The organism is Anaerovibrio lipolyticus (genome assembly GCF_021531495.1).
In the GTDB taxonomy this organism is placed as follows: domain Bacteria; phylum Bacillota; class Negativicutes; order Selenomonadales; family Selenomonadaceae; genus Anaerovibrio.
The window spans coordinates 44570-53460 of the sequence record NZ_JADYTY010000015.1 but is presented as its reverse complement, the minus strand read 5'-3'; the positions used below and the strand labels follow the sequence as shown (position 1 = coordinate 53460).

Genomic DNA, 8891 nt, shown 5'->3' with positions numbered 1-8891 from the left:
AGCAAAAGTCGCCATGACCGCAGGCTGTATTTCAAGAACCCACTGACATAACGACTTATATTTATGATACTAGAGAGAGATAGGCATCTCGGCAAATCAGAATTTAACGAAAATCGAATTTATCATTATGACCAACCCACTTAACATCTTCACCATAACTTGTTTTATACATTACCAATACTATATCAGGCTTATATTCGGAAACATATTTTCTAACACTTCCATTAAAATGTCGAATATCCAATAGACGCAAATCCTTCAACCCCATAGATAAAAATGTCATTGCAGTATCTAGCATAGAATCCCTGATAAGCAAAATCTTTTTATCCTGCAAATTTTCATTGGCAAAATTATGCACTATTATTTCTGGCTGATCTCCATATCCATACATGGCATATGGAGTTTCATTGTAAACATCTCCTGAACCGAATTCCTGCTTATTGTAAAAAATGGAAAAATCGCCTGTTTCCCTAATGCCACATTCTGAAATTTCCATATAAACATTTGTTTTGAATTTAGGATAATAAATATCGAAATCATCCAACTCTGTATTGACCAAAGTTAGCTTTTTCCCCTGAGAACCCAAAAAACTTTTTTCATATTTATCATCATAATAATCATTTAGCGAAAAATGTTCCCGATTGACATCTACACCATAGTCATTTGCCAATTTTTCAACTATCCTGCCAGCAGCCCAAAGAGCTGTATCCGGCTTCCAATGATGGTCTGTACGGAAAAATGCCTGATGCCACCCAGCACTTCCTACATGCTCATACAAATCCTGTCGTAAATCATATACAGATATACCTTTCGCCTTCAAACCTTCCAATAATCTGTCTGCATTTTCATTACTATAATCTATGCCCTTCATTTCACTATCTCCCCAAGGATTAGTTTTGCCTGGGGATTGAATATACAAAAATTCAGCATTTTGAGATTTTACAAAATCTGCAAATTCGTTTACCGCAGCAATACGCTCATCCTGATTTTTATTGTTTTCCACAAAAGTAAGATAACCATCCTGCATTTTGGCTACCTGCATAGCAGGATTGATAACATTCCAGCCAATTTTTTGCTCCACCTCACGCCCGGCTTCTACAAACCATCTGTACAAAACGAGCCATTTAGTACACCAATCAACTATTTTTGTATCCTCTAGGGTATGTATTTTGGCCTCAAAGGCTCTTCCCCTCTGCCAGATTGTTACATCCTCTGCGTCATCAAATGGATATGCTTTCTTCCAATTTACATCAACTTTTCTATACTTTGCATCAACCTCCGTTCGCTGCAATCTTTTATTGTCAAAAAATATAGTGTGCGTAATAGCATTATCCCAATGAAGCCTTTTTATTAAAATATGCTTTGCACCTAAACGAACAAATATGCTTATAAAGAAAAATATCAACACCAGCATACACAGAAGCATAGCTTTTTCTCTAAAACTAATAATCTTCATTATCTACTTTCCCCCTAGAAATTGAAATAAATAAAAGGGTTATAGCTTCCACTAATACACATTAAAACAGATAATAAAAATATCGCAGTGCCTAATATCCCTTCAATATTTTGTCCCCATACCTGACAGCAAAACTTCTTTTGCAAATATGGTACTACCGGCATGGATAATAAAAACGCCAATACAAGCAACATATAACTGCCTGATAAATAATGATAAAATATTTCATCCGCAAGTTTATTTCCGCCAACGCCTAACATAATTCCTATATATCCTAGAGCATCTCCTATACTATCGGAACGGAAGAACACCCAGCCAATAATAACCACTACCATTGCATATATATGAGATATAACTGCCATTTTATTTGGCATGCCTATGATTTTCTCTACTACTAACCACAGGAAATACCAAAGGCCCCAACATATGAAAGTCCAATTAGCACCATGCCACATACCGGTTAATGCCCATACCACAAAAAGATTTCCCAGCCAGCGTCCTTTGCTGCAGCGATTACCACCTAAGGGAATATATACATAATCCCTAAACCATGAACTAAGTGATATATGCCATCTACGCCAAAATTCTGTTATACTGCTGGATATATATGGATAATTGAAATTTTCCGGAAATTTGAACCCAAACATTTTGCCAAGTCCAATTGCCATATCTGAATAACCCGAAAAATCAAAATATATCTGAAGTGTATATGCTATTGCGCCTAACCATGCCGTAGCCATTGATTCTGGCATACCTGCATTAAATATATTATCAGCTAGCATAGCCATATAATTTGCGATTAAAACCTTTTTGCCCAGACCATAACTAAAACGTAACATACCATCAGCAAAATCCCGCAAATTTTCTTGTCGTTCTATAATTTGTCTTTCAATAACATCATAGCGAACTATAGGTCCAGCAATTAATTGGGGAAACAGTGCTATATACAATCCTACATTAAGCACACTACGTTGTGCCTTGGCTTTACCATAATAGATATCAAATATATATGATAATAACTGAAAAGTAAAAAATGAAATTCCAACTGGCAAGGCTATATTTATATTTGATGTATCAATGCACAATAATCCACCAAATTGCTCACTGACAAAAGTAAGATATTTGAACACAAAAAGCATAAATACAAAGAACACTGTACCTATGGTCAGCCATCTTTTTCGGAGTTTTTTGCTATCTGTAAATTCTAGCTTCAAACCTATTAACCATCCCATGATAATTTCAAAAATCATAATGCAAACAAATAATGGTTCGCCATATGCATAAAATGCCAAGCTCATTAGCAACAGGAAATTGTTGCGAAATTTACGGCTGTTTAGACACGGATTATAGTAAACCATTACCGTAAATGGTAAAAATAAAAACAAAAATACTGTAGATGAAAATACCAAATGTCTCGCCTCCATGTTAATATATCAAACCATTGGCTTTATGCCTGTCCATTATATTAACACATTCGCCCCCCCGTACAAGACTTTAATCACATGAGCTAAAACTATTCTCTTTACCCAGCAAAACAGGCCTGAACTAAATTCAGACCTGTTCATTGACAAATATTAGAAACAGTAATTGAAGCTTAACATATTATTGCAACCAATCTGCAAATCATCTACCCCTACCAATTCCCCTATCCTTATATTCCCTCACAGCCCGCCTCTAACACCTGCCTGCAACAGCCTTATTCTTGGCACAAAAATAAGGGCATAGCCGCCTTACAAGCCGAATACGCCCCTTTTTTCACAAAGTTTGTAAATATTTAGTTTTTCTTATTGTTTGGTTATTGATTAAATTTGTTGTATTGGATTTTTTCGTACAATATATTCTGCAACCTTACAATAAAGCAGCATATTTGGCAAATTCACTCTTAGGTATGCCAATAAACTCCATGGCCTGTTCCTTAGACCAGCTATTCTTGGCAATAATCACCCGCAAAATTTCTACAGTGTTATTTAACGCGCCAATAGCTTTGCCCCTTGCCTCGCCCATTGCCTCACCAATGGCTTTTCCACGCGCCTCACCACGTGCTTCTACCTTGTCCAATACTTCACACATATTGATTCCCCCCTTGTCATGAGAAAGTTCTCTACCCATTTCAACATATTTATTATCTTGTGTTAATACAGACATTAATTTCAAGAAACTATCTGTATGCCTGATGATTTTATCCTTTGGTACATAATCCTTATTTTTACTAAGCTGTACAAAATAGTCTGCAATAATCTGAAAATCACTGGTAAATTTTTCTACCTGCTCCCCTGTAAGCCTTGGTACATCCAGAACATCCAAATCAAGTTGATACTAAAAAATATGATACCGTAGGCAATTTCTTGTCCTTACACCTCCCAATATTTTATTTATGGGCAACAAAAATCCTTTGCAAAAATAAACTTACAAAGGATTTACGTATTTATTATTCGACAATATTTTCCAATCTCCTGCCTAAGTAGAAAAAATTTTTATTTGCCGAGTTTTCTATCTCCCTAAGGATGTAAATATAATTCGGGATGTCAAAGATTCTTGAAATACAGCCTGCGGTCATAACGACTTTTGCTCTGTCCGACTTAATGGCCCTATCTGGTGATTTATCCTTACGCAATAATACCGCTTGTCGCTGAGCCAATTCACAGAGGCCGTAACGATAGAGAGTGCCACCGGGGCCACTTTTGCTACGCAAAAGCAGGAGTCTCCCGACGCAAAAGTGTCATGACCCTCCGGCTGTTGCCGAATCATCAAGGCTTATCGATACTATTAATTCCAATAATTCTGCTATCTTCGTAGGAAATAGGTCATTTCAAATAATGCCAAAGCAGGAAGATACAATGAATACACTAACGAGCGGTATGGGAGTACCCTGCACAGGTACTCTTCGCGCCTCGGTACTTAGCGATTCATGAGCTTTCGGGGCGTTAGCCACGAATTGCCTCATGAGAGCTTTAGTACCGCTAGGCGAGAAAAGTAGCGAAAGCGTGCCTGAAAGGGTACTCCCATATCGCCATATAGAGAATTTATGTATTTGGTAAATCAGAATTTCTCAGAATCAAACAGCTTTATTTGTATACGCAAAAAGACTGCCGACCAGCGACAGCCTTTCATGCTAAATCTTATTTTACAACCTGTGCCAAAGTAGCAGCAACACTCTTGCTCATAATATCCAGAGCTGTATCAACAGCCTTCAGATACAAAAGACCACCATCTGCAACTCCACGACCATTAGATACTGCATTCAGATCAATATACTCGTGAGTTGGCAGCTTGCTACGCTCCTCAGCAATTTTTTCCTTGAGAATCTGCTCAATAGCTTCCTGTGTCATTTTTCAACCTCTCCTCTACAACAAAGTTAAGATAATTATAACATAGATTGTACATATTGTGGAAAAATTTTTTTACGCCAGCACAATTTTACTAAAGTCAGCCACCTGACAAATCAAATTATCCACCAGCTTCAAAAGACCAAGACGATTATTCTTAATCTTCTCATCCTTGTCCATAACCATAACCCCATCAAAGAATGCATCAATAGGGGCAGCCAGCTGAGACAAGGTAGCAATAGCACCAGCATAATCCTGAGCCTCAATTTCCCTCTCTACCTTGGAAGCTGCAGCTTCATAAGCCTTGCACAAATCCTTCTCCACCTGTTCAGCCAAAAGATCAGTCTCTACAGCAGCCTGAACATCCTCAGCCTTGCGAGCAATATTACCAGTGCGCACAAAGGCCTGAATGGTTTTCTCCATATCCTGCTTTACAGCCTCATTAACAGCCTGTGCTCTCAGGAATACGCCATAAATATCATCTACAGTTACAAATACAGCATCCACTACATCATAGCGAATACCAGCATCTGCCAGAACGTTCTTCAAGCGCAGCTTCATGAAATCAGCTACATCATTCTGCAGCTTGGCCTGCTGACCAGCATCAGCAATATTCAAAAGCTCCATAGCCTTGGCTACCAGCTGGCTAAGAGAAATATGATACTGAGCTTCCTTCAGCATATTCACAATACCCAAAGCCTGACGGCGCAGAGCAAATGGGTCCTGAGAACCGGTAGGAATCAGACCTCTGCTAAAGGTACCTACAATAGTATCAATCTTGTCTGCCAGGGAAACAATTCTACCAGCCACAGAAGCAGGCTGGCTATCCCCAGCAAAACGAGGCATATAATGCTCATCAATAGCCTGAGCTACAGCCTTGGTTTCGCCATCCAGCAAAGCATATTCACGGCCCATTACACCCTGCAGCTCAGTAAACTCAGTAACCATGCCAGTTACCAAATCAGCCTTGGCCAGCTTGGCAGCCCGTACAGCATCCTTCTTATCCTGCTCATTGGCACCAATAGCATCAGCAATATAACCAGCCAGAACCTCCAAACGGAGAGCCTTGTCATAGATAGTACCCAGACCATCCTGGAACACAACAGTCTTAAGCTTTTCACCATGCTGCTCCAGAGTCTTTTTTCTATCCTCATCAAAGAAGAACTGAGCATCCTCCAAACGAGCACGCAGTACACGCTCATTACCATGCTGTACAGTCTCCAGATGCTCCTTGCCACCATTACGAATAGTAATAAAGAGAGGCAGCAGCTGGCCATCCTTCAAAACAGGGAAATAGCGCTGATGATCACGCATTGGAGTAATAACCGCCTCAGCTGGCAGAGCCAAATATTTCTCGTCGAACTTGCCACAAAGAGCAGTAGGATACTCTACCAGATAGAGAACCTCCTCCAGCAAATCCTCATTAACCTCAGCCTGACCGCCATTGGCAGCAGCCACCTCAGCAATCTGCTGGCGAATCATTTCGCAACGCTCATTCTGATCTACAATAATAGAAGCCTTGCGACAAGCCTCTACATAATCCTCAGCATTGGCAATCTCAAAATCTCCCTCAGAAAGGAAACGATGGCCACGGGAAGTTCTGCCAGACTTAACATTGGCAACCTCAAAATCAATAACATCCTGACCATAGAGAGCCACCAGCCAGCGAAGCGGACGGATAAACTTGTAGTCCAAATCTGCCCAATGCATATTGTTAGGGAAATTCAAACCATCAACCAGGCCCTTTAAGGTGTCGCCCAGCAAATCAACAGTCTGGCCACCCTTTTCATGAACCATAGCATAAACATAGCCATCCTTGGTAACCAGCTCCTCAGGCTTTACACCCTGACCACGGGCAAAGCCCTGAGCTGCCTTAGTTGGGTTTCCATCTGCATCAAAGGCAATATTTACAGCAGGGCCGCGGTTTTCCTTGGAAAGGTCTGCCTGCCGCTCTGCCAAGCCCTCTACCAGCAGGGCACTACGGCGAGGAGTACCCAAAGTTTTAATATTCTTGTATTCAATACGCAGCTCCTCAAAGGTCTTAGCTGCATTTTCCTTCAACTGGGACAGGATTCCTGGCATTACATGAGCTGGAACCTCCTCAGTACCGATTTCTAACAATAAAGTCTTGCTCATGCCTTATTCCCCTTTCCCATCATAGGATAACCAAGCTCCTCACGCTGCTTCAGATAGCACTGAGCACACAGTCTAGCCAGCTTTCTTACACGACCGATAAAGGCAGCACGTTCAGAAACACTGATAGCACCACGAGCATCCAGCAGATTGAAGGCATGAGAGCACTTCAATACATAATCATAAGCAGGATGTACATAGCCCTTTTCAATAACTCTTACAGCCTCAGCCTCATACTTATCAAACAGGTCAAAGAGCAAATCAGCATCAGACAAATCAAAGGCATAGGTAGACTGCTCAAACTCATTCTGATGGAAAACATCACCATAGGTGTAGTCACCAGTCCACTGAATGTCATAAACATTCTCCACGCCCTGAATATACATAGCCAGACGCTCCAGACCATAGGTAATCTCTACCGCAGTAGGCTTAATATCCTGACTGCCTACCTGCTGGAAATAGGTGAACTGAGTGATTTCCATACCATCCAGCCATACCTCCCAGCCCAGGCCCCAGGCACCCAGAGTTGGAGACTCCCAGTTATCCTCTACAAAACGGATATCATGCTCCTTTGGATTAATGCCCAGACGCTCCAAGGAAGCCAGATACAGCTCCTGAATATTGTCAGGAGATGGTTTCATAATAACCTGGAACTGATGATGCTGATAAAGACGGTTTGGATTGTCGCCATAACGGCCATCAGCAGGACGTCTGGATGGCTCCACATAAGCTACATTCCAAGGCTCAGGCCCCAAAACCCGCAAAAAAGTAAATGGGTTCATAGTACCTGCACCCTTTTCTACATCGTAAGGCTCGCCCAAAATACAGCCCTGTTCTGACCAGAACTGCTGCAAAGCCAGGATGATTTCCTGAAATTTCATATAAGTTATCCTCCTTCAAAGATGTTACAGTGCAAAAAAATACGCCCCTGTAACATTTACAAAAAATGCTACAGGGACGAGTAATTACCCGCGGTTCCACCCTGCTTGAACAGAAAACTCTGCTCCGCCTCATGGATATTTGCTTGCTGCTCCAAAGCGCCCTTCGTTCCCCTGCAGGCTTTCACCCTCCCTGCTCGCTAATGTGGAACTACTCCTCTTCTTCATTGCAAAATGAGTCTATCAAATTTTGCGAGAATTGTCAATCTAGGAAATACAAATATATTAAAAATTATATTTTCTGCAAAAGTCAAGTAAAGTCCTTAAATACGGTGTGCCTTCAGCCATAACAAGAAGCTGTCGCCCTACAATGTAACGACAGCTCCTCTTATTACCTATATTCCTAATATATCCTTCACCTGGGCTATATTCAATATCTCATATTCTGTTTTGATAGGGAAATTCTTCGCCATGCCCCGAGGGTTGAACCAGCAGGTATGAATCCCTGCATCCCGACCGCCCTGCATATCACTGGTAAGAGAATCTCCTACAATCAGAATCTCCTCCGGCTTGTAGTATCCTATCCGATCAAATACCTTTTGAAAAAATTTCTTAGATGGCTTCTCAAAACCCACATCCTCAGAAATAAAAATGTAATCCAGGATTTTGTCCAATCCGCTTTTGGCCAGCTTCCGCACCTGAGCCACCTTTGTACCATTGGTTACCGCACATTGCAGCAAACCAGCAGCCTTGCAGGCCTTAACAGTTTCCAGAGCATCGGCAAAAAAATACACTCCGTCCCCTAGGCGAACCTGATACATGGCATTAACCTTTTCTGCCAAAGAAGTATCTATTCCCTGATTGGCAAAAAACTCTCGAAACCTGCCTACCAATACTTCATCCTTGGTAATACGTCCCTGTTCCATAGCCAACCAATACTTCTTGTTGATATTGCTATATTCCTGCACCATGGCATCAGTACATCTAGGCAGATCAAAGGCTTCAAAACAGGCCTTAATGGCATAGCGCTCTGCTGGATGAAAATCCAAAAGGGTGCCATCAATATCCCAAAGAACCACCTTTATTTTGCTCATATTA

Annotated in this window: 8 protein-coding genes; all 8 read right to left on the bottom strand. The window is 41.1% G+C overall.

The window, feature by feature from the left end:
* Positions 1–103 precede the first annotated feature (103 nt).
* A complete protein-coding gene (locus I6E26_RS06825) occupies positions 104–1456 on the bottom strand; it encodes an alginate O-acetyltransferase AlgX-related protein (RefSeq protein ID WP_235321102.1) in 1353 nt (450 codons plus the stop codon).
* A 14-nt stretch (positions 1457–1470) separates the two neighbouring features.
* Positions 1471–2865, bottom strand: a complete 1395-nt coding sequence (locus I6E26_RS06820; protein ID WP_235321101.1) for an MBOAT family O-acyltransferase — start codon at positions 2863–2865, stop codon at positions 1471–1473.
* 439 nt (positions 2866–3304) lie between these two features.
* Entirely contained in the window at positions 3305–3760 is a 456-nt protein-coding gene (locus I6E26_RS06815) for a hypothetical protein (RefSeq protein WP_235321100.1), read from the bottom strand.
* Positions 3761–3884: 124 nt separating this feature from the next.
* Positions 3885–4148, bottom strand: a complete 264-nt coding sequence (locus I6E26_RS06810) for a hypothetical protein (RefSeq protein WP_235321099.1) — start codon at positions 4146–4148, stop codon at positions 3885–3887.
* Between the two features lie 427 nt (positions 4149–4575).
* Positions 4576–4785, bottom strand: coding sequence for a hypothetical protein (locus I6E26_RS06805; RefSeq protein WP_235321098.1), 210 nt, complete (start codon positions 4783–4785; stop codon positions 4576–4578).
* Between the two features lie 72 nt (positions 4786–4857).
* Positions 4858–6918 (bottom strand): glycine--tRNA ligase subunit beta, encoded by a 2061-nt coding sequence (gene glyS, locus I6E26_RS06800; protein WP_235321097.1) that lies wholly within the window; start codon positions 6916–6918, stop codon positions 4858–4860.
* Complete coding sequence (glyQ, locus tag I6E26_RS06795) at positions 6915–7796, bottom strand: glycine--tRNA ligase subunit alpha (protein WP_235321096.1); 882 nt, start codon at positions 7794–7796, stop codon at positions 6915–6917. Before glyQ ends, glyS begins: the two co-directional genes overlap by 4 nt.
* Before the next feature lie 392 nt (positions 7797–8188).
* Positions 8189–8887 carry a YjjG family noncanonical pyrimidine nucleotidase gene (locus I6E26_RS06790; protein ID WP_235321095.1) on the bottom strand — a complete coding sequence of 233 codons (699 nt, stop codon included), beginning with the start codon at positions 8885–8887 and terminating at the stop codon, positions 8189–8191.
* Positions 8888–8891: the final 4 nt, after the last annotated feature.

Bases quoted from the DNA above. Each gene is read 5' to 3' on its own strand.
- I6E26_RS06805 (WP_235321098.1), bottom strand. From the start codon at position 4,785: ATGACACAGGAAGCTATTGAGCAGATTCTCAAGGAAAAAATTGCTGAG.
- glyQ (WP_235321096.1), bottom strand. From the start codon at position 7,796: ATGAAATTTCAGGAAATCATCCTGGCTTTGCAGCAGTTCTGGTCAGAA.
- I6E26_RS06825 (WP_235321102.1), bottom strand. From the start codon at position 1,456: ATGAAGATTATTAGTTTTAGAGAAAAAGCTATGCTTCTGTGTATGCTG.
- I6E26_RS06790 (WP_235321095.1), bottom strand. From the start codon at position 8,887: ATGAGCAAAATAAAGGTGGTTCTTTGGGATATTGATGGCACCCTTTTG.
- glyS (WP_235321097.1), bottom strand. From the start codon at position 6,918: ATGAGCAAGACTTTATTGTTAGAAATCGGTACTGAGGAGGTTCCAGCT.